Source organism: Variovorax sp. PDC80, from assembly GCF_900115375.1.
Classification (GTDB): domain Bacteria; phylum Pseudomonadota; class Gammaproteobacteria; order Burkholderiales; family Burkholderiaceae_C; genus Variovorax.
On record NZ_FOWG01000011.1, the window covers coordinates 164,134 to 189,148 of the forward strand.

The following is a 25,015-nucleotide window of genomic DNA, read 5'->3' on the forward strand; positions in this document are numbered from 1 at the left end:
GAAATCGATGGGCGGGTGTTTGCCCGCAGGGGTTTACCCCGGCTTGCGGGGCGCGTCGCCGGGATTCGCGCGGATGCGCAGCTGCCAGGCCGCGCAGATCGCGAGCGCGCACAGGCCGGCCAGCATCGCGAACACCTCGTCGAAGGCCGCCAGCCGCGCCGGGCTGGTCTGCGGGTTGGCGAGCGAGTCGCCGTGCGCCGCCAGCCGCCACTCGAGCACGATCGCGCACAGGCTCACGCCGGCCGCGCCGCCGAGCATGCGCACGAAGTTGATCGCGCTCGCGCCCTGCGGGATCAGCGGCTTGGCCAGCGGCCGCATCGAGCCCAGGTTCAGCGAGGGCAGGATGAAGCCCAGGCCGATGCGCCCGACGATCGCGAACGCCACCAGCAGCCACAGCGCGCTGTCGGCGCGCAGCAGCATCATCAGCGCGAACGAGGCCGCCAGCAGCGCCAGCCCGATGCTCACCAGCGCCCAGGTCGGTTGCCGGTCGGCCAGCCGGCCCACGCCCGCGATGGTGGCCGCCAGCACGAAGCCGGCCGGCAGCAGGATCGTGCCCACGTGCGAGGCCGACAGGTGCAGCCCGACCTGCATGTAGACCGGCAGCAGGTAGGTGGAGCCGAACAGCGCGGTGCCGTAGATGAAGGCGACCACGCTGCCCATCGCGAACTGGCGGTAGCCGAACAGCGCGAGGTTCATCAGCGGCGTGCCGCCCGCGGCCGCCAGCCGCCGCTGCCACAAGATGAAGAGCCCGAACGAGAGCAGCGCGCCGCCCAGCAGCGCGGCCGCCTCGAGCGGCGAATCGCCGCGCAGCGCCACCAGGCCGTTGAGCAGGCACAGCGTGCCCACGGTGCCGAGCGCGAGTCCGCGCACGTCGAGCCCGCCGCTGCGCGCCGCGACCGCGCCGCCGGGCGCGGTGGTCGGCACGAACTTGTAGGCCAGCCACAGCGAGGCCAGGCAGAACGGCACCACCATGTAGAAGATCGAGCGCCAGCCGAACAGGTCGACCAGCACGCCGCCGATGCTCGGGCCGATGGCCGGCGCCAGCACCACGCCCATGCCGAAGATGCCGCTGGCGCGACCCTGCTCGTGGGGCTCGAAGGCGCGCAGGATGATGATCGCGGGGATCGGCTGCACCACGCCCGCGGCCAGGCCCTCGGCCACGCGCGCCAGCAGCACCAGCGAGAAATCGTTGGCCATGCCGCCCGCGACACCGCCGGCCAGCAGCAGCAGCATCGTGCCGACATAGGTGCGCCGGTAGCCGTAGCGCGCCAGCAGCCAGGGCGTGGTGAGCATCGACACCGTCATCGCCACCATGAAGCCGGAGCTCACCCATTGGGCGCGCTCCTGGCCCAGCGAGAAGTGGTGGCTCATGCCGGGGATCGCCACGTTGACGATGGTCGAGGACATGATCGAGGCCATCGTGCCGACCATCACCGACAGCAGCAGGTACCAGCGGTAGCGTTCGCCGTAGCGCGCGCGCAGCGGGCCCATGGCGGGGGTCGGGGCCGGCGTGGCGGCTTCGGGCGTCTCGTGGTGGGTCATCGGCGGTGGGGGAGCGGCGGGCGTGAAGGTCGGCGATGCCGGGCCCGTCGTCCTACAAGCATATCGGGCTTTGCGCGGCGGGCCGCATCGAAGGCGGCTCCACAATGCCCGGGCTGTCCCGCATCCGACCCTCCGCCGACATTACGCAAAGACGACCATGGATCACTCTCCCCCCGCGACGAACGACGAAACGACGCCCGAGTTCGCCGAGGGCGCGACCACCCTGGCCGCCGAGCTCGCCGCGCCCACCGTCACGCGCGCCTACCGCTGCCAGTGCGGCCGGCCCGTGTTCCTGCGCAACAGCGAATGCCTGGCCTGCCACACGCCGCTGGGCTACGTGGAGGACAGCCTCGGCGTGGTGCCGCTCGCGCCCGCCGTGGCCGAGGACGCCAACGGCAATGCCGTCGCCGAGCCCGACAGCTACACGATCTTCGGTGATGCGCAGGGCCCGACCTACCGCCGCTGCGCCAACCTGATGACGCCCGCGGCCTGCAACTGGATGGTGCCGGTGGCGCGCCCGGGCCAGGCGCTCGCGCCCGACACGCACGGCCTCGCGCCCGGCTACTGCCTGGCCTGCAGCGTCACGCGCACCATTCCCGATCTCTCGGTGGCCGGCAACGACGAACTCTGGCGCAAGCTCGAGCAGGCCAAGCGGCGCCTGATCTCGCAGCTGCTCGCGCTGCGTCTGCCGGTGGTGAGCCGCCATGCCGACCCGGTGCACGGCCTGGCCTTCGACTTCCTGAGCAACGTGCCGGGCGGCCCGCACGTGATGACCGGCCACGACACCGGCATCATCACCCTCAATGCCGAGGAGGCCGAGGACGCGGTGCGCGAGCGCATCCGCACCGAGATGCGCGAGCCCTACCGCACGCTGGTGGGCCACTTCCGCCACGAGATCGGCCACTACTACTGGGACCTGCTGGTGCTGCCCTCGGCCTGGCTCGAGGACTTCCGCACGCTGTTCGGCGACGAGCGCGCCGACTACGGCGCCGCGCTGCAGCAGCACTACAACCAGGGCCCGCCGCCCGACTGGGCGCAGCGCCTCGTGAGCAGCTACGCCAGCATGCACCCGTGGGAGGACTGGGCCGAGACCTGGGCCCACTACCTGCACATGGCCGATTCGGCCGACACCGCGATGAGCTTCGGCGTCGATGCCACCAACGTCGAACTCACGAGCGACCTGTTCACGCCCGAGGACCTGTGGCGGCCCGAGCATCCCGAGGCTGCGAAATTCCTCGACTTCATCAACAGCTGGGTGCGGCTGACCAACGTGCTCAACGAGCTGTCGCGCAGCATGGGCCAGCCCGACTTCTATCCCTTCGTGCTGCCGCGCACCGCGGTCGGCAAGCTGCAGTTCATCCACTGCGTGGTGACCGAGCTGCGCGGCGACGGCGGGCCTTCGCTGGTGACGGCGCAGGATGTGGAGGCAGCGGCCGAGGCCGCTGCGGAAGCACAGGAGCAGGCCCAGGCACCGGAGCAGATGCAGGAGCAGGTGCAGGGACAGCAGCAGTCGCAACAGCAGACGGCCGAGGCGCCGTCCCAGCCCGCGGTTCAGTCGCCCTGAGCGCCCGCCGCGCAGCGCGCGCAGATGCAGGCCTGGCCGCGCAGCGCCTCGGGCAGGCGCTCGAGCGGCGCCAGCGAGAAATCCACCGCCATGCACCAGCACGGCGGCTGCGGCTGGCCGGTCTCGCGCTCGATCTCCATCGCGCAGCGGTTCGCCTCACCGCACAGCGGGCAGCGCGTGGCGTCGAGCGCCTGCGCGGTGTTCGCCATCACGCGAGCTCGAACGGCGGCAGCTTCTTCGGCACCGCCACGTTGTTGAGCGTGGCATAGACCGGCAGGCCGCCGCGGTAGGCCGGGTAGTCCTCGCCCTCGATCAGCGGCAGCAGGTAGCGCCGGCATTTCTCGGTGATGCCGTAGCCGTCGTCGGAGATGAAGTCGCGCGGCATCGGCTTCTCGACATTGGCCACCGAGGCCAGCGGCGCGCTGCCGATGGCGTAGGCATAGGGCAGGTCGCTGGTGCGTTCGATCGTCGGCATCACCGCGTTGTGGCCTTCGAGCGCGAGCTCGACCGCGCGCTGCCCGAGTTCGTAGGCCTGGCGCACGTCGGTGGCCGAGGCGATGTGGCGCGCCGCGCGCTGCAGGTAGTCGGCCACGGCCCAGTGGAACTTGTGGCCCAGCGCGTCCTTCACCATCTGCGCCACCACGGGCGCCGCGCCGCCGAGCTGCGCATGGCCGAAGGCGTCGCGCGTGCCCTGCTCGGCGAGGAAGGTGCCGTCGGGATGGTGGCAGCCCTCGGACATCACCACCGAGCAGTAGCCGTGCTGCTTCACCAGCGCGTCGACGCGCGCAAGGAAGCGCTCCTTGTCGAACTCGATCTCGGGGAACAGCACCACCACCGGAATGCCCTGGTCGGCCACCAGGCCGCCGGCCGCCGCGATCCAGCCCGCGTGCCGGCCCATGACCTCGAGCACGAACACCTTGGTCGAGGTGGCGGCCATCGAGCGCACGTCGAACGAGGCCTCGAGCGTGGACACCGCCACGTACTTCGCGACCGAGCCGAAGCCCGGGCAGCAGTCGGTCAGCGGCAGGTCGTTGTCGATGGTCTTGGGCACGTGGATGGCCTGCAGCGCATAGCCCATCGACTGCGAGAGCTGGCTCACCTTGAAGCAGGTGTCGGCCGAATCGCCGCCGCCGTTGTAGAAGAAGTAGCCGATGCCGTGCGCCTTGAAGACCTCGATCAGCCGCTCGTACTCGCGCCGGTTCTTCTCGAGCGACTTGAGCTTGTAGCGGCAGGAGCCGAAGGCGCCCGCGGGCGTGCTGCGCAGCGCGGCGATGGCCTCGGCCGGCTCGGCGCCGGTGTCGATCAGGTCCTCGGTCAGCGCGCCGATGATGCCGTTGCGACCGGCGTAGAGCTTGCCGATGCGATCGGGATGCCGGCGCGCAGTCTCGATCACGCCGCAGGCCGAGGCATTGATGACCGAGGTGACACCGCCCGACTGGGCGTAGAAGGCGTTGGTGGGGTTCGTGGGCATGCGGGGTTCCTTCGCGCGGGGAAGGCCATTCTGGCCCAGTGCGCAGTCGTACTCAAACGGGCCCGGGGCCCTTTAAGCCGCGGATTCGGCCGGATGGAACCAGACGTTGCGGATGCGCCCGTCGATCACTTCGTAGACCGCCACGATCTCGACGGCGTTCGCCGCCAGGCCCGTGATGCGTTCGTGGTCGATCACCTTGTTGCCGACCACCATGCGCTGTGCGACCTCGGCATGCAGTTCGGGCAGCACGAAGCGGTGGTCGCGGTAGTAGGTCCGCAGCGCCTCGCGGCCGACCAGCACGGGCTCGGGCGCGGGCGGGCGGAAGGTGCGCACGTCCTCGGCGTATTCGGCCACGAAGGCGTCGAGGTCCTTGGCGTTGTAGGCGAGCAGTTGCCGTTGCACGGCATCTTCCGGTTTCATCGGCGCGATCCTCCGCTGAGTCGCGCCCGGAGACGGGCGCCCGCGCAGTCTAGCGCCCCGGAAATTCCGGCGCGCGCTTCTGCAGGAACGCGCTCACGCCCTCGCGAAAGGTCGCTCGCTCGATCAGCTCGCGCTGGCGCTCGCTCTCGTAGTGCAACTGCTCGGGCAGCGTGTGGCGCTCGGCCGCGGCGAAGGCGGCGCGCGCCTCGGTCACGGCATGCGCGGGCAGGCGCGCGAGGCGCTGCGCGGTCTCGCGCGCCTCGGCCATCAGGTTCTCGTCGTCCACGCAGCCCCAGATCAGGCCCCACTGCACCGCGCGCCCGGCGCCGAGCCGCACGTCGAGCAGCGCCATGCCCATCGCGCGCGCCCGGCCCGCGCGGTGCGGAATGGCCCAGGTGCAGCCCAGGTCCGGCACGATGCCAAGCTTGGGCAAAAAGGGCAGGTAGAAGTAGGCGCTGCGCGCCGCCAGCGTGATGTCGGCCGCGAGCGCGAGGCCCACGCCGGCACCGGCGGCCGCGCCGTTGACGGCGGCCACCACGGGGATGGGCATCGACTGCAGCGTCTCGATCAGCGGATTGCTCAGCGACTGCATCCATTCGGCGGTCTGGTCGCCGAGCGTCTTGCCGTCCTGCGGCGGGCGCATCGCGCTGAGGTCGGCGCCCACGCAGAAGGCCTTGCCCGCGCCCGTGAGGATCAGGGCGCGCACGGCGCGGTCGTCGCGGATGCGTTCGAGGTGGGCGCGCAATTCCTGCTGCAGCTCGATCGCCAGCGGGTTGAGCTTGGCCGGCAGGTTGAGCGTGAGGGTGGCGATGCCCTCGTCGAGCGCGTAGAGCACGTAGGGCTGCGCGCCCGGGTCCTGTGGTGGCTGCTGCGTCATCGGAATCTCTCCACGTGTTCGTCGGCTCGGATGTTCGGCGGGAATGGATGACCGTGCACGGCGCCCAAAGAAAAAGCCGCCCGTCGACGGGGCGGCTCTGGCTGGCGTGCTCCGGTTCCCTGGCATCGATGGTTCGATGCCGGGGGGCCAGGGTCAAGCCGGGGACAACCCGTGGGGCAGCAGTCGCCAAGGCGACCGCCGGCGCGCGGGCACCGGCAGCGGGATCGCGGCCGGCTGCGCGTCCGACACCGTGATGCGCGCGGGCTCGAGCGCCGACACCAGGATGCGGCGGTGTTCGGTGCCCTCGAAGCGCTCGCCAGGCTCGAGCACGATGTCGCGCGGATCACGGTCCAGGGTGACCCAGACCGAGCCGCTGCGGCATTCGATGCCCACGCCGGCGCCATCGGCCACGGCGAAGACCGCGCGCGCCGGCAGGCTGAGCTGGAAGCAGGAAGGGAAGGGGGTGCTCATGGCAAGCTCCATTGCATTCGTCATGCGAATGAATATATTGAGCGCCCAGTCCTTTACAAACGGTCTTTTGGAACTCATTGCATGCGTATCGAGAATGCAAAGAAGGCCTCGCCGGCCCAGCCCCAGAGCGTGGTCGACCTGCCGCCGCTGGAACTCATGCGCAGCTTCGAGGCGGCCGCGCGCCGGCTGAGCTTCACGCTGGCCGCGACCGAGCTGCATCTCACGCAGTCGGCCGTGAGCCGGCAGATCCAGCAGCTCGAGGCCAGCCTGGGCGTGCTGCTGTTCGAGCGCCGCCACCGCGCGCTGGTGCTCACCGAGGCCGGCGGCGTGATGCAGCGCGCCGTCACCGACAGCCTGGAGCGGCTGCGCGATGCCACCGCGCGCGTGCGCGCCGGCTCGGCGCCGCGTCAGGTCGCGATCACCACCACGCCGGGCTTCGCCTCGCTGTGGCTGATCCCGCGGCTCGCGCGCTTCACCGGCAGCCATCCGCAGGTCGACGTGCGCGTGTCGGCCACGCTCGAGGTGCTCGACCTCGAGCGCAGCCGCGTCGACGTGGCGGTGCGGCTGATGCCGGTCTCGCGCGGCAAGGGGCCGGCGCTGTTCGAGGAGAGCGTGGTGCCGCTGTGCTCGCCCGCGCTTGCCAAGTCGCTGCGCAAGCCGGCCGATCTCGCGAACCTCACCCTGCTCACCGTCGAGTACCCCGACCACAGCGAGGCGCCCACCATCGACTGGGAGCCCTGGCTCAAGGTGATGGGGCTGCACGACCTGCGCATGAAGAGCACGCTGCGCTTCACGCAGTACGCCGACGCGGTGGGCGCGGCGGTGGCGGGGCAGGGCGTGGTGATCGGGCGCCTGCCGCTGCTGCGCGAGCTGATGCGCGAGGGCCGGCTGGTGGCGCCGCTGGGCGAGGGCGCGGCCTCGCAGCGCGGCTACTTCGTCGAGACCTCGCGGCGTGCCGCGGGCAACCGCGACGCGCTCGAGTTCGCGCAGTGGCTGCGCGAGGAAGCCGAAGCAGCGCAGCGCGCCTGAGCGCGCCGCGCCGGCGGGCGATCAGCCCGGCAGCAGCACCTTGTTCACGACGTGGATCACGCCGTTCGACTGGTAGACGTCGGCGATCGTCACCATCGCGGTGCCGCCCTTCGCGTCGGTCACGAGCACATTGCTGCCGCTCATCATCGCGGTCAGCGTGCCGCCGCTCGCGGTCTTCAGCACGGCCTTGCCGCCGCCGGCCTTGATCGCGTTCATCAGCGCGGCGCTGTCCATGCGGCCGGGCACCACGTGGTAGGTCAGCACCGTCGTCAGCGTGCCCTTGTTCTCGGGCTTGAGCAGCGTGTCGACCGTGCCGGGCGGCAGCGCGGCGAAGGCCGCGTTGGTCGGCGCGAACACGGTGAACGGGCCGGGGCTCTTGAGCGTGTCGACCAGGCCCGCGGCCTTCACCGCCGCGACCAGCGTCGTGTGGTCCTTCGAATTCACGGCGTTGTCGACGATGTCCTTCGTGGGATACATCGGTGCGCCGCCGACCATGGGCGTGTTCGTGTTGCTGCTGCCACCCATGCCCATGCCGCCCGCGCAAGCGCCGAGCAGGACCGAGACACCGAGTGCGATGACGAGTTTCTTCATGAAGGTCTCCTTGAGGAGTGCGCCATGCGCGCACCGCCGTGTGTCTGTGGAACCGCCAACAGCGCGGAGGCGCGATGCGCTTGAGACCAGTACGGGGCGCATGCGCGGCTGGATTCGCGCGGCGGTTTTTTTCTTCGCTGCCGGCGAATGGGACACGTCGCCTTCACGCCACAGCGTTGCACAACGGTCTTGCGCGCCGCACGCGGCCTCGCCAGAATCCGGCCTTCATTTTTCAGCGACAGTTTTTCTTTCACGCGCGCACGGCGACGATCGACCTCCCGGGCGCCCCACCACTTTCATGAACCGTCCTCTGAACTCCTGACCGCACACCGACCGCCCCGGCCGGATGTGCATCCACGCATCCCGCCGCGGCCGTATCGACGAGGGCCCCGCGCGCAAACATTCGCCGGGGCCTTTTTGTTTTTGATCCGGAGTGTGTGCACATGAGTGCTCAGCGAAAGGCCCGCGACGACGAGAAGCGTCTGGGCCGGTTCTATTTCTCGGTGCCGGGCGAAGCCCCGCGCAATCCCGTCGTGGCCGCGATGGCACGCCGCGCATCCAGCCAGGGTGCGGGCCGCCACCTGCGCACGCATCGCGCCGAGCGGCGCGCGCAGAAGGTCGCGCTGCAGAAGGCGGCGCGCGGACTGAAGGAGGACTGACCATGCGCGAAGACATGGACAAGGTGATCGTCGAACGCCCGCGCGGCGGCTGGCGCGTGCAGGGCGACGGCCGCCCCTGGCGCAACAGCCCCGAGCGCGGCTCGCACCTGGGCATGCGGCGCGGCTACCAGCGCCCCAAGTGGCTCAGCGAGAACCTGCAGCCGCTCAAGCGCTGGCTGCACAAGCAGGTGCATCGGCCCTGGGACAAGGTGTGGAGCGAGCTCTGCGAAGGCATCGACCGGCGCAACACGGTGCAGGCGCACATCTTCGTGCACATCGACCAGTTCGTCGAACGCCAGGCCGAGCTGCACGAGGGCGAGGTGTGGGTGCCGGGCCGCATGTGGCAGCAACGGATGGTGCCGCTGCGCGAGTCGGCGTCGGTGGAGTTGTTCGTGCATCCCGGCACGGGCATCCTGCTGCCCAACCGCCACCTGCAGCGCGCGAAGCAGCAGCGCAAGGCCGAATGGGCCGAACGCTATGGCAGCCGCGACACGGTGCGGCCCTATGCGCCTTATCACGTCATCGATGCCGTCACGCAGTGGCACCGCATCGATGGCGCCTGGTGGGAGGTGACGCTCGCGCGCCTGCCCGAGGCGCGCGGCGGCGAGGCCGAGCCGCGTCGCTACGACGTGCTGCGCCGCTGCTTCGTCACGCGCAAGGGTTGCGAGGCGCCGGCCTTCGGCAGCACCGATGCGCAGGCCATGTACGGCCGGCCGCACGTGTACGCGCAAGGCATGCGCCGGCTGGGCCGCGTGGAGGTGCGCTCGCGGCTCGGCTGAGCCTCAGCGGCCGGCGGCGATCGCGCCCGTGCGTTCGTGCGCGCGCGGCAGCAGCAGGAAGGCCGTGGTGCCCGCGGCCAGCATCAGCGCGATCGTGAGGAACACCGCGCGGAACGGCTCGACACCGTTCGAGGCGGCCCACGAGGCGGCCACGCCGGTGGTCCACTGCATCAGCGAGACGCCGAGGAACATCGCCATGTTGAGCAGCGACAGCGCGCGCCCGGTCATCGCGGCCGGGTAGGCGGCGCGCGTGTACGAGTACTGCAGCACCGAGTAGCCCGAGAGCAGGCCGTAGAGGATCGGCAGGCCGATGTCGACCGCCAGCGACTGCGTGAACGCCATCAGCGCGAACATGATCGCGGCCGCCGAGGCGCAGCCCATGAGCCAGCGCCCGCGCCGCGCACCGCCGGGATCGAGTCGGCCGAACAGGGCCGGGCTGATCATGCCCGCGACGGTCATCACCAGCGCGACGTTGCCGCTGCTCACGAGCGAGAGCCCGTGGCGGTCGTGCAGCACCGGGCCGAGCCACAGGCCGCGCAAGGTGATGAAGGCCGCATACGAAACGCAGGCGAAGCACAGCAGGCCCAGCGTGTGCGGCATCGCGAACAGCGGCAGCAGTTCGCGCACCGCCTTGCCCACCGTCTGGCGCTGCGTGGCCTGCGCATGCGGCGGCTCGTGCACGCGCCAGAACACGAAGCCCCACGACAGCACCGCGAAGCCCGCGAGGCAGGCATAGCCCGCGCGCCAGCTCGCGGCCTCGATCAGCAGCGCCAGTGGCGTGCCGGTGAACAGGATGCCCAGGCCCGCGAGGCTCATGACCAGGCCCGACATCGCGGTGAAGCGCGCGGCCTCGAAGTGGCGCGCGATGAACACGGTGCAGGCCAGGAAGGCCGGCGCGCAGCCGACGCCGATCATCGCCTGGCCGAGCAGCAGCGCGTGAAAGCTCGGCGCCAGCGCGCACAGCACCGCGCCCGCGACCGCGAGCGGAAAGGCCGTGAGCACCGTGCGGCGCACGCCGTACATGTCGATCGAGACGCCCATCGCGAGCTGCGTGGCGCCGAACATGAAGTGGAAGGTGCCGGCCCACAGGCCGAGCGCCTGCGCCGTGAGGCCGAAGTGCTGCGACAGCGGCGTGGCCATCATCGCGCCGACGGTGCGGAAGGCCTGGCTCAGCGCGAAGGCCGAGGCCAGCACGATCAGCATCGAGGTGGCCGAGCGTGCGCGGGCCGGGGAGAACGTCATGGGACAGCAGGAAACGGAGAGCGGCCCGCATCCTAACCAGCCATGAAAAACGGCGCCCGAAGGCGCCGTGGTTCGCGAGTCGCGCGCTCGGCGATCAGGCTTCGCCCTTGACCTTCAGGCGCCAGGCGTGCAGCAGCGGCTCGGTGTAGCCGCTGGGCTGCTCGATGCCCTTGAACACCAGGTCCTGCGCGGCCTTGTAGGCGGCCGAGGTGTCGAAGTGGCCGGCCATCGGCTGGTACAGCGGGTCGCCGGCGTTCTGCTCGTCGACCACCTTGGCCATGCGCTGGAAGGTCTCGTCGACCTGCGCCTTGGTGACCACGCCGTGCAGCAGCCAGTTGGCGATGTGCTGGCTCGAGATGCGCAGCGTGGCGCGGTCTTCCATCAGGCCCACGTTGTGGATGTCGGGCACCTTCGAGCAGCCCACGCCCTGGTCGATCCAGCGCACCACGTAGCCCAGGATGCCCTGCACGTTGTTGTCGATCTCCTGCTGCTTCTCGGCCTCGGTCCACTTGGCTTCGGCGGCGATCGGCACCTGCAGCAGCGCGTTCAGGATGTTGTCGCGCTCGGCGTCGGCGTCGATCTTCTCGAGCTCCTGCTGCACCGCGGTCACGCTGACCTGGTGGTAGTGCAGCGCATGCAGCGTGGCGGCGGTGGGCGAGGGCACCCAGGCGGTGTTGGCACCGGCCTTCGGATGGCCGATCTTCTGCTCGAGCATGGCGGCCATCAGGTCGGGCATGGCCCACATGCCCTTGCCGATCTGCGCCTTGCCGCGCAGGCCGCACGACAGGCCGACCAGCACGTTGTTCTTCTCGTAGGCGCCGATCCAGGCGCTGGCCTTCATGTCGCCCTTGCGGATCATCGGGCCGCCCTGCATGGCGGTGTGCATCTCGTCGCCGGTGCGGTCGAGGAAGCCGGTGTTGATGAAGGCCACGCGCGCGGCCGCCTCGGCGATGCAGGCCTTGAGGTTCACGCTGGTGCGGCGCTCCTCGTCCATGATGCCGAGCTTCACGGTGTTGGCCGGCAGGCCCAGCAGCTGCTCGACGCGGCCGAACAGCTCGCTCGCGAAGGCCACTTCGGCCGGGCCGTGCATCTTGGGCTTGACGATGTAGATGCTGCCGGTGCGCGAGTTGCCCTTGCGCTTGAGGTCGATCATCGCGATGGTGGTGGTCACCACGGCATCGAGGATGCCTTCGGGGATCTCCTTGCCGCCGTCGTACAGCACGGCCGGGTTCGTCATCAGGTGACCCACGTTGCGCAGGAACATCAGCGAGCGGCCATGCAGCTTGATCGGCTGGCCGTTGGCGCCGGTGTATTCGCGGTCGGGGTTGAGGCCGCGCGTGAAGGTCTTGCCGCCCTTGGCGACTTCTTCCGTCAGCGTGCCCTGCACGATGCCGAGCCAGTTCGCATAGGCGACCACCTTGTCGGCGGCATCGACCACGGCCACCGAGTCCTCGAGGTCGAGGATGGTCGACAGCGCGGCCTCGAGCACCAGGTCGCTGACGCCGGCGGCGTCGCTCTTGCCGATCGGGGTGGAGCGGTCGATGCGGATGTCGAGGTGGATGCCGTTGTGCTTGAGCAGCACCGACGACGGGGCCGAGGCATCGCCCTGGTAGCCGATGAACTGCGCGGGATCGGCCAGCGCGGTGCTGCTGCTCTGCAGCGCGACGACCAGCTGGCCGTCCTTCACGCTGTAGCCGGTGGCGTTCTTGTGCGAGCCGTTGACCAGCGGCGCGGCCTGGTCGAGCACGTTGCGCGCGAACTCGATGACCTTGGCGCCGCGCACGGGGTTGTAGCCCTTGCCCTTTTCCGCGCCGCCGGTTTCGGGGATGGCATCGGTGCCGTAGAGCGCGTCGTACAGCGAGCCCCAGCGCGCGTTGGCTGCGTTGAGCGCGTAGCGTGCGTTGAGGATCGGCACCACGAGCTGCGGGCCGGCCTGCTGCGCCAGTTCGGCGTCGACGTTGGCGGTGGTCGCCTTCGCGCCCTGGGGCTGCGGCAGCAGGTAGCCGATCTTCTCGAGGAAGGCGCGGTAGGCCGGCATGTCGGCGATCGGGCCGGGGTTCTTCTTGTGCCAGGCGTCGAGCTCGCTCTGCAGGCGGTCGCGCTCGGCGAGCAGCGCCACGTTCTTGGGCGCGAGGTCGGCGACGATGGCGTCGAAACCCTTCCAGAAGGTCTCGCTGGCCACGCCGCTGGCGGGCAGCACCTTCTCCTCGACGAAGCGGTGGAGTTCGGTCGCGACCTGGAGTCCGTGGGCGGTGGTGCGGGCGGTCATGTTTTCTCCTCGGGGACGAAATGCAAAGCGATGCGGTGGGGTGTATTCGGATTCAAGGCGCGCGCATGCGCGATCCATAACCTCCACTTTATTGCATACCGTAGTGAAGAGTAATAGCTCAAAGCGGGATTAATCGATGACAAAAATGAATGTAATCCGAGCCGCTCACCGTCATTGCGTTCACCCGCGGCCTGCAATGCGTTCACCCGCCCGCGGCTTCGGGAAGGGTAGGCCCCGATGGCCGCGCCGAGCCGGCCGGATAAATTTAACTTCTTAAATAAATCCGCCTTTCCGCACCGACGACATGACCGCCCCGAAGATCCTCCTGGCCTCCAACGAAAACCCGCTCGGCATGCCCGAGTCGGCGCGCCGCGCGGCCGCCGACGCGCTCGCGGGCGCCGGCACCTACCCCGACAGCAACGGCAGCGCGCTCAAGCAGGCGTTGTCGGTACGGCTGGACGTGCCGCCCGAATGGCTGGTGCTGGGCAGCGGCTCGAGCGAGATCCTCGAGCTGGCCGCGCAGGTCAGCCTGAAGCCGGGCGAGAGCGTGGTCTATTCGCAGTACGGCTTCGTGGTCTACGCCCAGGCCACGGCGCATGCCCATGCGCGCGCCACCGTGGTGCCGGCGCGCGATTTCGGCCACGACCTCGACGCGATGCGCGCGGCGATCGGCGAGGACACGCAGCTGGTCTTCGTCGCCAACCCCAACAACCCCACCGGCAGCTTCATCGAGGCCGCGCCGCTCGAGGCCTTCCTGCAGTCGGTGCCGGCGCACGTGACGGTGCTGCTCGACGAGGCCTACACCGAGTACCTCGCGCCCGCGCAGCGCTACGACAGCATCGGCTGGGTACGGCGGCTGCCGAACCTGATCGTGGCGCGCACCTTCTCCAAGGCCTTCGGCCTCGCGGGCCTGCGCATCGGCTATGGCGTGGCGCAGCCCGCGCTGGCCGCGCGCATGAACGCGCAGCGCCCGCGCTTCAACGTCACGACGCCGGCGCTGGCCGCGGCCACGGCCGCGCTGGGCGACGCGGATTTCCTCGCGCGCAGCTACGAACTCAACACCGCCGGGCGCGCGCAGCTCGCGGCGGGCTTCGACGAACTCGGCCTCGCGCACCTGCCCTCGTCGGGCAACTTCCTGGCGGTGAAGGTGGGCGACAGCGCCGCGGTGCATGCGCGGCTGCTGGCCGCGGGCATCGAGGTCTCGCTGCTGGGCAACTACGGCCTGGGCGAATGGCTGCGCGTCTCGGTCGGCCTGCCCGAGCAGAACAGCGCGCTGCTGGCCGCATTGCGCTGAGGAACGAAGAGATCCAGGGACGACGACACGACAACAACGCGACAGACCATCCACCCGCGAGGAGACAGACCCCCATGAAACGCCGTCAGTTCGCAGCGCAGGCCGCTGCATTCGCCGCCGCCGCCGCCATCGCGCCGCGGTCCTTCGCGCAGGAGCGCACCCTGCGCATCCTGGTGGGCTTCCCGCCCGGCGGCTCGGCCGACGTGGTCGCGCGCCTGCTGGCCGACAAGATGCGCGTGACGCTCAACCAGAACGTCATCATCGACAACAAGCCCGGCGCCGCCGGCCGGCTCGCGCTCGCCGAGGTCAAGCGCTCGGCGCCCGACGGCAACACGCTGGTGTTCTCGCCGAGCGGCGCGCTGGTGATCCATCCGTGGCTCTATCCGAGCCTTGGCTACGACCCGGTCAAGGACTTCACGCCGGTCGCGCTCGCGGGCACCTTCGACTTCGCGGTCACGGCCGGCCCCGGCGCGCCGGCCGGCGACCTGAAGGCGGTGCTGGCCTGGATGAAGGCCAACCCCACCAAGGCCAACTACGCGACCTCGGGCGCGGGCACGGTGCCGCACTTCGCGGGCCAACTGCTGGCACAGGCCTCGGGCGTGCCGATGACGCACGTGGCCTACCGCGGCGGCGCGCCGGCCGCGCAGGACCTGATCGGCGGCCAGGTGCCGCTGATGGTCGACACGGCCTCGGAGACCATCGAGCACCACCGCGCGGGCAAGGTGCGCATCCTCGCGATGACCGGCGCGCAGCGCAACCGCTCGCTGCCCGAGGTGCCCACGCTCAAGGAGGCCGGCATCGACGTCACGGCCAATGCCTTCTTCGGCCTCTACGGCCCGGCCGGCCTGCCGGCCGAGACGGTGCAGCGCCTCGACCGCGCCGTGGCCGACGCGCTGCGCGCGCCCGACGTGCAGGAGCGCATCTACGCGCTGGGCCTGGTGCCCACGCACGCCGGCCCGGCCGAACTCGCGGCCACGCAGGCGGCGCACCTGAAGATGTGGGAGCTGCCGATCAAGAACTCGGGCTTCAAGGCCGAGGGCTGAGCGAGGCGCTCAGACCAGCCCGGTCAGTTCGCGCGCCGCCGAGAGCACCGCCTCGGCATGGCGCGCGTCGTAGCGGTGCGCGGGCATGGTGAGCGTGACCGCCGCGGCCAGGCGGCCGTCGCCATGGAACACCGGCGCCGAAATGCCCGCGAGCTCGGCGCTGCGGTCGCCCACCAGCGCGCAGAAGCCCAGCGCGCGGATCTCCTCGTAGCGCCGGCGCTCGGCCGCGTCGCGCGGCAGCTCGGCCTCGGGCCCCCAGGCGATCAGCACGCGCGCGCCCGCGCCGCGGTCGTTGGGCAGCAGGTCGCCGGCGCGCACGTGGTCGCGCACCACCTGCGGCGAATCGACGCGGAACTGGCACAGCCGCACCCAGCCCGTGCCCTGCGGCTGCCGCACGTGATAGGCCGCGCTCTCGCCGGTGGCCGCGACCAGCGCGCGCAGCACCGGCAGCACGATGCGGTCGAGCGACTGCGCGGCCGCGTACAGCCCGTGCAGCCGCGCGATCTCCGAACCGAGCGCATAGCGGCCGTCGTCCTGGCGGCGGATCAGCCGTGCGTGCTCGAGCGAGGCCAGCAGGCGCAGCACCGTGCTCTTGTAGAGCTGCGTGCGCTCGGCGAACTGCGCGAGCGACAGCGCCTCGTCGCCGGGGCGGAAGGCGCCGAGCAGGCTCAAGGCGCGGTCGACCGCGGCCGCGCCACCGGGCGCGGCATCGCGGTCGGACATCGATTCGGTCTGGGCTTTGCGGGGCATGGGCGGGGCCTGTGGCTTGACAGCGATGCCGGGGTCGGCGTCTAATTCTGTTCTGCAAAATATAGTTCTGTCAGATAGAACTGTCAAACAAAGCCTTCAAATAGAACCGTCGAATTTCCGATGACAACCCCAGATGTGCTCATCAGCGAGGTCGGTCCGCGCGACGGCCTCCAATCGGTCGCGGCCACCATGCCCACGGCCGACAAACTGCGCTGGATCGACGCGCTGCACGCCGCCGGCGTGCGCGAGATCGAGGTCGCCTCCTTCGTGCCCGCGAAGCTGCTGCCCCAGATGGCCGACGCGGCCGAGGTGGTGCGCCATGCGATCACCTTGCCGGGCCTCGTCGTGATGGCGCTGGTGCCCAACCGCAAGGGCGCGCAGGCCGCGCTCGAGGCCGGCGTGCACAAGCTCACCATGCCGGTGTCGGCCAGCGTGGCGCATTCGCTGGCCAACGTGCGCAAGACGCCCACCGAGATGGTCGAGGAGGTGCGCGCCATCGCCGAGCTGCGGCGCGCGATCGCGCCCCAGGTGAAGCTCGAGGCCGGCATCTCCACCGCCTTCGGCTGCACCCTGCAGGGCCTGGTGCCCGAGGACGACGTGATCCGCCTCGCCGCCCAGTGCATCGAGGCCGGCGCCGACGAGTCGGGCCTGTCGGACACCGTGGGCTATGCCAATCCCGCGCAGGTGCGGCGCCTGTTCAAGCGCCTGCGCGCCGAGCTCGGCCGCCACGCCGGTGCGGCCCACATGCACAACACGCGCGGCCTCGGCATCGCCAACTGCCTCGCGGCCTGGGACGAGGGCGCGCGCACCTTCGACGCCTCGCTCGGCGGCCTCGGCGGCTGCCCCTACGCGCCCGGCGCCTCGGGCAACGCGGTCACCGAGGACCTGGTCTTCATGTTCGAGGCCATGGGCGTGCGCACCGGCATCGACATCGCCCAACTCATCGCGGCGCGCGCGCCGCTCATGGCCGGCCTGCCCGGCGAACCGGTCTACGGCATGACGCCCGAGGCCGGCCTGCCCAAGGGCTTCGTCCAGGAGAACACCGCACATGGCTGACACCAATCCGCTGCCCTACGCCGGCGTGCGCGTGGTCGAGTTCACCCACATGGTGATGGGCCCGACCTGCGGCCTGATCCTGGCCGACCTCGGTGCCGAGGTCATCAAGGTCGAGCCGGTCGAGGGCGACAACACGCGCCGCCTGCTCGGCTCGGGCGCGGGCTTCTTCCCGACCTTCAACCGCAACAAGAAGAGCATCGCGCTCGACCTCAAGCAGCCCGAGGGCATCGAGGCCGCGCTGCGGCTGATCGCCACGGCCGACATCGTGAGCGAGAACTTCAAGCCCGGCACGATGAAGAAGCTGGGCCTCGACTACGACACGCTCAAGACCCTGCACCCGGGCTTGATCTACGTGAGCCACAAGGGCTTCCTGCCCGGCCCCTACGACCACCGCACCGCGCTCGACGAGGTGGTGCAGATGATGGGCGGGCTGGCCTACATGACCGGCCGCTCGGGCGATCCGCTGCGCGCGGGCACCAGCGTTAACGACATCATGGGCGGCATGTTCGGCGCCATCGGCGCGATGGCCGCGCTGCGCCAGCGCGAGCTCACGGGCAAGGGCTGCGAGGTGCAGTCGGCGCTGTTCGAGAACAACGTGTTCCTGGTGGCGCAGCACATGATGCAGTTCGCCGCCACCGGCAAGCCGGCCGACCCGATGCCCAGCCGCATCTCGGCCTGGGCGGTGTACGACGTGTTCACCGTCAAGGACGGCGAGCAGATCTTCCTCGCGGCCGTCAGCGACAAGCAGTGGGCCGTGTTCTGCCAGGCCTTCGGCCTCGAGGAACTGGCCGCCGACCCGCGCCTGAAGACCAACAACGACCGCGTGCTGGCGCGCGAATGGATGATGCCGATCCTGCGCTCGCACCTCGCCGAACGCAGCGCGGCCGAGCTCGCCGCGGTGTTCGAGCAGAACGAGCTGCCGTTCGCGCCCATCACCAAGCCGCAGGCGCTGTTCGACGACCCGCACCTCAACGCCACCGGCGGCCTCGCGCCGGTGCGCATGAACGATGGCCACATGGCCAAGGTGCCGCTGGCACCGTTCACCCTCGACGGCGTGCGGCCCGGCATCCGCCTGCAGCCGCCGCGCCTGGGCGAACACACCGTCGAGCTGCTGCGCGAAGCCGGCTACGACGACGCAGCGATCGAGGCGCTCCGGCGCCGCCACATCACCACAGGAGACTGATCCCATGACATCCATCCCACGGCGCGGCCTGCTGGCCGGCGCCGCGACCGCGTTCGCCTGCGCCCTGGCGCTCAGCGCCTGGCCGGCCCATGCCGACACCGCCTGGCCCGACAAGCCGGTGCGCCTGGTCGTGCCCTACACGCCCGGCGGCGCCACCGACATCGTCGCGCGGCTGGTCGCGCAGAAGCTCGCCGAGGACACGAAGTGGAGCTTCATCGTCGACAACCGCGCGGGCGGCAACGGCAACATCGGCATCGACGTGGTGGCCAAGGCCAAGCCCGACGGCTACACCATCGGCATGGGCCAGACCGCGAACCTCGCGATCAACCCGACGCTGTTCCCGAAGATGCCCTACGACGCGCTGAAGGACGTGGTGCCGGTCTCGGTCGTCGCCGCGCAGCCCGTGGTGCTGGTGGTGCGCGCCGACTCGCCGTACCGCTCGCTGGCCGACTTCGTCGCCGCGGCCAAGGCCAAACCCGGCGAGATCAAGCAGGCGCTGGCCGGCACCGGCACCCTGGGCCACATGGCCGGCGAGGTGCTCGCCAAGCGCGTGGGCTTCAAGGTGCTCAACGTGCCCTACAAGGGCGCGGCGCCGGCCATCACCGACCTGCTCGGCGGCCAGACCGACTGCATGTTCGCGACGCCGCAGGGCGCGCTGTCGATGGTCAAGGCCGGCAAGCTGCGCGCGCTGGCCGTGACCTCGGCCAAGCGGCTGCCGGTGATGCCCGACATCCCCACCGTGGCCGAGACCTACAAGGGCTTCGAGGCGGTCGACTGGAAGGCGGTGGTGGTGCCCGCGGGCACGCCGAGCGAGATCGTGAAGAAGCTCAACGCCGCGATCGACAAGGCGCTGGCCAAGCCCGCGACCATCGCGCAGCTGCAGGCCGAGGGCAGCATGCCGGTGGGCGGCAGCCCCGAGCAGGCGGCGCAGTACGTGCGCGCCGAGCATGCGCGCTGGGGCGCGGCGGTGCGCGAGGCCGGGGTGCAGCCCGAATAGCCGGTCCCCGGGATGAGCCCGCGCGGCGCCGGGCTTCCCGCCGCCTCTATATAGTTCGGGCGCCATGGACCGCCTGAAGCAGCTCGAATCCTTCGTCTCGGTCGCCACGCGCGGCAGCCTCACCGCGGCCGCCAAGGCCGAGGGCGTGGCGCCCGCGATCATGGGGCGCCGGCTCGATGCGCTCGAGGAGCGCCTGGGCGTGAAGCTGCTGGTTCGCACCACGCGGCGCATCACGCTCACGCACGAGGGCAGCGCCTTCCTCGAGGACTGCCAGCGCCTGCTGGTGGAGTTCGCCAATGCCGAGGCCAGCGTGAGCGCGGGCGGCGTCAAGGCCAGCGGCCACCTGCGCGTGACCGCGCCCGCGGGCTTCGGCCGGCGCCACGTCGCGCCGCTGGTGCCGCGCTTCCATGCGCTGCATCCCGAGGTGACGATCTCGCTGAACCTCAGCGACCGCGTGGTCGACGTGGCCGGCGAGAGCTTCGATTGCGCCGTGCGCGTGGGCGACCTGCCCGATTCCTCGCTGGTCAGCGTGCGGCTGGCCGACAACCGGCGCCGCTGCGTGGCCACGCCCGAGTTCGTGCTGCGCCACGGCGCGCCGCGCCATCCGAACGAGTTGTCGCGCTTCGCCTGCCTGGCGCTCACCAGCGACGCCTCGCAGACGCGCGGCTGGGCCTTCCGCATTCCCGACGCTCAGGGCGGCCACGAGCTGATCCACCTGCGGCCCAGCGGCCCGCTCGACTGCTCCGACGGCCAGGTGCTGCACGACTGGTGCCTGGCCGGCCACGGCATCGCCTGGCGCAGCACCTGGGAGGTCGAGGCCGAGATCGACGCCGGGCTGCTGGTGCCGCTGCTCGACGAGTTCGCGGCACCGCCCAACGGCATCTACGCGGTGTTCGCGGGCGCCAAGCACCTGCCGCTGCGCGTGCGACTGTGGCTTGATTTCCTCAAAGACCAATACGGGCGGCCCGAATTCTGGGGTGGACGGACCTGAGCCGGGCGCGTGGCTGCACAATCTGTTTGCATTTGCAAACCCCACGCGCCCCGACGAAGAGAACGCCACGATGACCCTCGAAGCCATCCTCGCCTACCTGCATCTGCTGGCCATCCTCACGATGGTCGTCTTCATCGCCAGCGAGGCGGCGCTGTGCCGCGTCGAGTGGCTCAATGCCGCGGTGGTCGAGCGGCTCGCGCGCGTCGACATGGTCTACGGCATCGCCGCCGTGTCCGTGCTGCTGACCGGCATCGCGCGCACCCTCTGGGGCGTGAAGGGCACGGCCTGGTACTGGACCAATCCGCTGCTGCACCTGAAGCTGGGCCTGTTCATCGTGGTCGGCGTGCTGTCGATCTTCCCGACCCTGAACTACCTGCGCTGGCGCAAGGCGCTGCGCGCCAGCGGCACGCTGCCTTCGGAGGCCGAGGTGAAGAAGACGCGCAAGCTGGTGATGATCCAGGCGCACCTGATCGCCGTGATCCCGCTGGCCGCGGTGTTCTTCGCGCGCGGCTTCGGCAGCAAGTAGCCGCATGGCGAGCGCCGGCATCCAGCTCCTGTTTGCCGGCACGATCTTCGGCAGCGCCTTCCTTCTCTTCCTCGTCCAGCCGCTGATCGCGAAGCAGATCCTGCCGTGGTTCGGCGGCTCGGCCGCCGTGTGGTCGATCTGCATGGTGTTCTTCCAGGTCGCGCTGCTCGCGGGCTATGCCTATTCGGACTGGATCTCGCGCCACCTGCGCATGCGCGCGCAGGCGCTGCTGCATGTGGCGCTGCTGCTCGCGAGCCTGGCCTTTTTGCCGATCGTGGCCGGCGCGCAGTGGAAGCCGGCCGGCGCCGAGGACCCGGCCTGGCGCATCCTCGGGCTGCTGGTGGGCACCATCGGCCTGCCGTATTTCCTGCTCTCGACCACCGGGCCGCTGGTGCAGTCCTGGGTGTCGCGCACGCCCTGGGGGGCGCGCGTGTACCGCTACTTCTCGCTGTCCAACCTCGCATCGCTGCTCTCGCTGCTGAGCTACCCGGTGCTGATCGAGCCGCGCAGCACGCTGATGCAGCAGGCCATCGGCTGGTCGTGGGGCTACGCGGGCTTCGTCGTGCTCTGCGCGGGCACCGCGCTGTACATGGCGCGCCGCTGGAACCACGACCTGCCGGCCGCCGCCGCATCGACCGATGCGCCCGTCGCGGCACCGCGCCGCATCGACCAGCTGCTGTGGCTCGCGCTGCCCGCGCTCGGCTCCTGGCTGCTGCTGGCCGTCACCAACCACATCACGCAGAACATCGCGGCCGTGCCCTTCCTCTGGGTGTTGCCGCTGTCGCTCTACCTGCTGACCTTCGTGCTGTGCTTCGAGAGCGACCGCTGGTACCGGCGCGGCCTGTTCGTGCCGCTCGCGGCCGCGATGCTGGCGCTGTGCGCCTACCAGCTGCAGGACGGCGCCGGGCTCAAGATCCACACCGCGCTGACGATCCACGTGGCGGGCCTGTTCGTGCTGTGCATGTTCCTGCACGGCGAGACCGCGCGGCTGCGGCCCGGTCCCGCGCACCTCACGCGCTTCTACCTGATGCTGTCGCTGGGCGGCGCCATCGGCGGCGTGACGGTCGGGCTGGGCGCGCCCTACCTGCTGCCGGCCTACTACGAGCTCGGCATCGGGCTGGTGCTGGCGGCGCTGCTCGGCGCGCTGGTGCTGCGCGCGCGCTGGCTGTTGTGGGTGCCCGGCGTGGGGCTCGCGGCCTGCTGCGGCTGGCTGCTCTCGGAGCAGGTGCGCAGCGACCACGAGGGGCTGCGCACCCTGGAGCGCAATTTCTACGGCTCGATGCACACCTACGACGTGCGGCGCCAGGACCCGCCCGACTACGTGCGCCAGTTCGTCCACGGCTCGATCAAGCATGGCGAGCAGTTCCTCTCGCCCGAGCGCCGCCGCGAACCCACCACCTACTACGGCGCCACCTCGGGCATCGGCCGCGCCATCGAGGCGCTGCCGATCGGCGCGCGCCGCGTCGGCCTGATCGGCCTGGGCGCCGGCACGCTCGCGACCTACGGGCGCACGGGCGACGTCTACCGCTTCTACGAGATCAATCCCGAGGTGTTCGACATCGCGGACCGCGAATTCACCTTCCTGCGCGACAGCCGCGCGCGGATCGAGCGCGTGCTCGGCGACGCGCGGCTGGCGCTGGAGCGCGAGAGCGCGCAGGGCTTCGACGTGCTGGCGGTCGATGCCTTCTCGGGCGACTCGGTGCCGGTGCACCTGCTGACCGCGCAGGCCATGCAGGTCTATCTGCGGCACCTGCGGCCCGACGGCGTGGTGGCCTTCCACGTCACCAACCACTTCCTCGCGCTCGCGCCCGTGGTGGCCCGCATCGCGCAGTCGCAGGGGCTGCACGCGGTGCTGGTCAGCGACGACGCGGAGGATTCGGCCTGGCTGCACGCCACCGACTGGGTGCTGGTGGCGCGCGATCCGCAGGTGCTGGCGCGTGCGCCGATCGCGGCGGCGGCCCAGCCGATCGCGGTCGACCCCACCGCGCGGCCCTGGACCGACGACTACAACAACCTGTTGGGCGTCCTCAAGTAACAAAGCCCGCACGAGGCGGGCTTTGTTCACAAAGGTTGCGGAGAAACGCGGTCTCAGCCCTTGGAGGCGTCCGCTTCGCACTTCTTGACGAAGCTGTTCTTGGCGGCGCCGGCGAGCGCCTTGCCGTTCTTGTCGACCGCCTTGGCGGCGCAGGCGGGGGCGGCGGCGGCCTTGGCTTCCTTCTCGCACTTCTTGATCGAGCTGGCCTTGGCGGCGCCGGCCAGGGCCTTGCCGTTCTTGTCGACGGCCTTGGCTTCGCAGCCGCCGGCGGCTGCGGCGGGGGCCGCCGCGGCGGGAGCGGCCGGGGTGGCGGCCTTGTCCTGGGCCTGGGCGGCGCCGAAGGAAAGGCAGGCGCCGAGCGCGATGGTGGAGGCGACCAGGGAAAGGAGCTTCTTCATGGTGTGTGTCCTTGCAAATGGGTTGTGACAGTGGCTGCCCCGCCTCGGGGTTGACCATCGTAACGGGCGAAGGGGACGGTCGGATGACGATCGTCAACTGCGACCGAGTTTGCCCCCGGTAAAATTCGCCGATGCTATTGGTCAAACAGGAGCTGCTCGCGGCGCTCGCGAACACGCTCGAATCCCTCTCGCCCGGCGCCGGCCTCAAGGCCGCGTTCGAGTCTCCCAAGGTCGCGGCCCACGGCGACTTCGCCAGCAATGCCGCCATGCAGCTGGCCAAGCCGCTCGGCCGCAAGCCGCGCGAGCTCGCCGAGGAACTGAGCGCCGCGCTGCTCGCCACCCCCGCCTTCGCCCAATGGGTGCAGGCGGTCGAGATCGCCGGCCCCGGCTTCCTCAACATCCGCCTGAAGACCGCCGCCAAGCAGCAGGTGGTGCGCGAGGTGCTCGACGCCGGCGCCGCCTTCGGCCAGCGCCCGGCCACCGGCGAGAAGGTGCTGGTCGAGTTCGTCTCGGCCAACCCCACCGGCCCGCTGCACGTGGGCCACGGCCGCCAGGCCGCGCTCGGCGACGCCATCTGCAACCTGCGCGCCTCGCAGGGCGAGCAGGTCTGGCGCGAGTACTACTACAACGACGCCGGCGTGCAGATCCAGACCCTGGCCAACAGCACGCAGCTGCGCGCGCGCGGCTTCAAGCCCGGCGACGCCGAATGGCCGAGCGGCGAGAAGGCTGCGGCCTACAACGGCGACTACATCGCCGACATCGCGGCCGACTTCATCGCGAAGAAGACCGTGAAGTCGGAGGACCGCGAGGTCACGGCCAGCGGCGACATCGAGGACCTGGACGCGATCCGCGAGTTCGCCGTCGCCTACCTGCGCCGCGAGCAGGACCTGGACCTGCAGGCCTTCCGCGTGCGCTTCGACCAGTACTACCTCGAGTCCAGCCTCTACACCAGCGGCCGCGTCGAGCGCGCGGTGGCGCAGCTGGTCGCCGCGGGCAAGACCTACGAGCAGGACGGCGCGCTGTGGCTCAAGTCGACCGACTACGGCGACGACAAGGACCGCGTGATGAAGAAGCAGGACGGCACGTACACCTACTTCGTGCCCGACGTCGCCTATCACATCGCCAAGTGGGAGCGCGGCTTCCACAAGGTCATCAACATCCAGGGCACCGACCACCACGGCACCATCGCGCGCGTGCGCGCCGGACTGCAAGCGGCCGGCGAGGGCATTCCCGAGGGCTACCCCGACTACGTGCTGCACACCATGGTGCGCGTCACCAAGGGCGGCGAGGAGGTCAAGATCAGCAAGCGCGCCGGCAGCTACGTCACGCTGCGCGACCTGATCGAGTGGACCAGCACCGACGCCGTGCGCTTCTTCCTGCTGAGCCGCAAGCCCGACACCGAATACACCTTCGACGTCGACCTGGCCGTGGCGCAGAACAACGACAACCCGGTGTACTACGTGCAGTACGCGCATGCGCGCATCTGCTCGGTGCTCGCGGCCTGGGGCGGCGATGCGGCCGTGCTGCAGGGCGTCGACCTGTCGCCGCTCGAGAGCCCGGCGGCCCAGTCGCTGATGCTGCTGCTGGCCAAGTACCCCGAGATGCTGAGCGCCGCGGCCAAGGATTTCGCGCCGCACGACGTCACCTTCTACCTGCGCGAACTGGCGGCCACGTACCACAGCTACTACGACGCCGAGCGCATCCTGGTCGACGACGAGGCCGTGAAGCTGGCGCGCCTGGCGCTGGTCGCCGCGACCGCGCAGGTGCTGCACAATGGCCTCGCGATCCTCGGCGTCACCGCGCCGCGCAAGATGTGAACCCCCTCCCC

At 70.5% G+C, this 25,015-nt stretch carries 24 protein-coding genes; 13 read left to right on the plus strand and 11 right to left on the minus strand.

Annotated elements, in window-relative coordinates:
- Window positions 1-33: 33 nt before the first annotated feature.
- Window positions 34-1,542, minus strand: a complete 1,509-nt coding sequence (locus BM109_RS28745) for an MFS transporter (protein WP_093350559.1) — start codon at window positions 1,540-1,542, stop codon at window positions 34-36.
- A 157-nt stretch (window positions 1,543-1,699) separates the two neighbouring features.
- Between BM109_RS28745 and BM109_RS28750 the strand changes: the two genes are divergently transcribed.
- A complete protein-coding gene (locus tag BM109_RS28750; protein WP_093350562.1) occupies window positions 1,700-3,106 on the plus strand; it encodes a zinc-binding metallopeptidase family protein in 1,407 nt (468 codons plus the stop codon).
- On the opposite strand, the gene BM109_RS28755 is transcribed toward BM109_RS28750, so the two are convergent.
- From BM109_RS28755 to BM109_RS28775, 5 genes are all read right to left on the minus strand, one after another.
- Window positions 3,094-3,315, minus strand: a complete 222-nt coding sequence (locus BM109_RS28755; protein ID WP_093350565.1) for a cysteine-rich CWC family protein — start codon at window positions 3,313-3,315, stop codon at window positions 3,094-3,096. The two genes, BM109_RS28750 and BM109_RS28755, sit on opposite strands and share 13 nt — an antisense overlap.
- Window positions 3,315-4,577 (minus strand): 6-phosphofructokinase, encoded by a 1,263-nt coding sequence (locus BM109_RS28760; RefSeq protein WP_093350568.1) that lies wholly within the window; start codon window positions 4,575-4,577, stop codon window positions 3,315-3,317. The genes BM109_RS28755 and BM109_RS28760 overlap by 1 nt, the downstream gene beginning before the upstream one ends.
- A gap of 72 nt (window positions 4,578-4,649) precedes the next feature.
- The gene (locus BM109_RS28765) at window positions 4,650-4,997 is read right to left on the minus strand and encodes a nuclear transport factor 2 family protein (protein ID WP_093350571.1); all 348 of its coding nucleotides are present in this window, start codon (window positions 4,995-4,997) and stop codon (window positions 4,650-4,652) included.
- Between the two features lie 49 nt (window positions 4,998-5,046).
- The gene (locus tag BM109_RS28770) at window positions 5,047-5,874 is read right to left on the minus strand and encodes an enoyl-CoA hydratase-related protein (RefSeq protein WP_093350574.1); all 828 of its coding nucleotides are present in this window, start codon (window positions 5,872-5,874) and stop codon (window positions 5,047-5,049) included.
- Window positions 5,875-6,027: 153 nt separating this feature from the next.
- A complete protein-coding gene (locus BM109_RS28775; protein WP_256222837.1) occupies window positions 6,028-6,345 on the minus strand; it encodes a DUF2917 domain-containing protein in 318 nt (105 codons plus the stop codon).
- Window positions 6,346-6,426: 81 nt separating this feature from the next.
- On the opposite strand from BM109_RS28775, the gene BM109_RS28780 reads away from it, so the two are divergent.
- Window positions 6,427-7,374: a LysR substrate-binding domain-containing protein gene (locus BM109_RS28780; RefSeq protein WP_093350580.1), complete on the plus strand. Its 948-nt coding sequence runs from the start codon at window positions 6,427-6,429 to the stop codon at window positions 7,372-7,374.
- A 21-nt stretch (window positions 7,375-7,395) separates the two neighbouring features.
- Here BM109_RS28780 and BM109_RS28785 read toward each other — a convergent pair whose 3' ends face one another.
- Window positions 7,396-7,905: a fasciclin domain-containing protein gene (locus tag BM109_RS28785; RefSeq protein ID WP_093350943.1), complete on the minus strand. Its 510-nt coding sequence runs from the start codon at window positions 7,903-7,905 to the stop codon at window positions 7,396-7,398.
- A gap of 503 nt (window positions 7,906-8,408) precedes the next feature.
- Between BM109_RS28785 and BM109_RS28790 the strand changes: the two genes are divergently transcribed.
- Both BM109_RS28790 and BM109_RS28795 read left to right on the plus strand, forming a co-directional pair.
- Window positions 8,409-8,624, plus strand: coding sequence for a hypothetical protein (locus BM109_RS28790; protein WP_093350583.1), 216 nt, complete (start codon window positions 8,409-8,411; stop codon window positions 8,622-8,624).
- Window positions 8,625-8,626: 2 nt separating this feature from the next.
- On the plus strand, window positions 8,627-9,403 hold the full coding sequence (locus BM109_RS28795; RefSeq protein ID WP_093350586.1) for a hypothetical protein: 777 nt from the start codon (window positions 8,627-8,629) through the stop codon (window positions 9,401-9,403).
- A 3-nt stretch (window positions 9,404-9,406) separates the two neighbouring features.
- On the opposite strand, the gene BM109_RS28800 is transcribed toward BM109_RS28795, so the two are convergent.
- Together BM109_RS28800 and BM109_RS28805 are read right to left on the minus strand one after the other, a co-directional pair.
- The gene (locus BM109_RS28800; RefSeq protein WP_093350589.1) at window positions 9,407-10,645 is read right to left on the minus strand and encodes an MFS transporter; all 1,239 of its coding nucleotides are present in this window, start codon (window positions 10,643-10,645) and stop codon (window positions 9,407-9,409) included.
- 94 nt (window positions 10,646-10,739) lie between these two features.
- Entirely contained in the window at window positions 10,740-12,914 is a 2,175-nt protein-coding gene (locus BM109_RS28805; RefSeq protein ID WP_093350592.1) for a malate synthase G, read from the minus strand.
- A gap of 304 nt (window positions 12,915-13,218) precedes the next feature.
- On the opposite strand from BM109_RS28805, the gene hisC reads away from it, so the two are divergent.
- Window positions 13,219-14,208: a histidinol-phosphate transaminase gene (hisC, locus tag BM109_RS28810; RefSeq protein ID WP_093350595.1), complete on the plus strand. Its 990-nt coding sequence runs from the start codon at window positions 13,219-13,221 to the stop codon at window positions 14,206-14,208.
- A gap of 74 nt (window positions 14,209-14,282) precedes the next feature.
- Window positions 14,283-15,251: a Bug family tripartite tricarboxylate transporter substrate binding protein gene (locus BM109_RS28815; RefSeq protein ID WP_093350598.1), complete on the plus strand. Its 969-nt coding sequence runs from the start codon at window positions 14,283-14,285 to the stop codon at window positions 15,249-15,251.
- A 9-nt stretch (window positions 15,252-15,260) separates the two neighbouring features.
- Here BM109_RS28815 and BM109_RS28820 read toward each other — a convergent pair whose 3' ends face one another.
- On the minus strand, window positions 15,261-16,001 hold the full coding sequence (locus BM109_RS28820; RefSeq protein ID WP_093350603.1) for an IclR family transcriptional regulator: 741 nt from the start codon (window positions 15,999-16,001) through the stop codon (window positions 15,261-15,263).
- 120 nt (window positions 16,002-16,121) lie between these two features.
- On the opposite strand from BM109_RS28820, the gene BM109_RS28825 reads away from it, so the two are divergent.
- The 6 genes from BM109_RS28825 (at window position 16,122) to BM109_RS28850 (ending at window position 22,789) form a co-directional block, all read left to right on the plus strand.
- Complete coding sequence (locus tag BM109_RS28825; protein ID WP_093350606.1) at window positions 16,122-17,057, plus strand: hydroxymethylglutaryl-CoA lyase; 936 nt, start codon at window positions 16,122-16,124, stop codon at window positions 17,055-17,057.
- Entirely contained in the window at window positions 17,050-18,240 is a 1,191-nt protein-coding gene (locus BM109_RS28830) for a CaiB/BaiF CoA transferase family protein (RefSeq protein ID WP_093350609.1), read from the plus strand. Before BM109_RS28825 ends, BM109_RS28830 begins: the two co-directional genes overlap by 8 nt.
- Window positions 18,241-18,244: 4 nt before the next feature.
- Window positions 18,245-19,237 (plus strand): Bug family tripartite tricarboxylate transporter substrate binding protein, encoded by a 993-nt coding sequence (locus BM109_RS28835; RefSeq protein ID WP_093350612.1) that lies wholly within the window; start codon window positions 18,245-18,247, stop codon window positions 19,235-19,237.
- A 64-nt stretch (window positions 19,238-19,301) separates the two neighbouring features.
- Complete coding sequence (locus BM109_RS28840) at window positions 19,302-20,228, plus strand: LysR family transcriptional regulator (RefSeq protein ID WP_093350615.1); 927 nt, start codon at window positions 19,302-19,304, stop codon at window positions 20,226-20,228.
- Between the two features lie 70 nt (window positions 20,229-20,298).
- Window positions 20,299-20,754 (plus strand): DUF2214 family protein, encoded by a 456-nt coding sequence (locus BM109_RS28845; RefSeq protein ID WP_093350618.1) that lies wholly within the window; start codon window positions 20,299-20,301, stop codon window positions 20,752-20,754.
- Window positions 20,755-20,758: 4 nt separating this feature from the next.
- On the plus strand, window positions 20,759-22,789 hold the full coding sequence (locus BM109_RS28850; RefSeq protein ID WP_093350621.1) for a spermidine synthase: 2,031 nt from the start codon (window positions 20,759-20,761) through the stop codon (window positions 22,787-22,789).
- 53 nt (window positions 22,790-22,842) lie between these two features.
- Here the strand turns inward: BM109_RS28850 and BM109_RS28855 are convergent, their stop codons facing one another.
- Window positions 22,843-23,187 (minus strand): hypothetical protein, encoded by a 345-nt coding sequence (locus BM109_RS28855; protein ID WP_093350624.1) that lies wholly within the window; start codon window positions 23,185-23,187, stop codon window positions 22,843-22,845.
- A 131-nt stretch (window positions 23,188-23,318) separates the two neighbouring features.
- On the opposite strand from BM109_RS28855, the gene argS reads away from it, so the two are divergent.
- Window positions 23,319-25,004 carry an arginine--tRNA ligase gene (gene argS, locus BM109_RS28860; protein ID WP_093350626.1) on the plus strand — a complete coding sequence of 562 codons (1,686 nt, stop codon included), beginning with the start codon at window positions 23,319-23,321 and terminating at the stop codon, window positions 25,002-25,004.
- The last annotated feature ends 11 nt before the right edge of the window (window positions 25,005-25,015 follow it).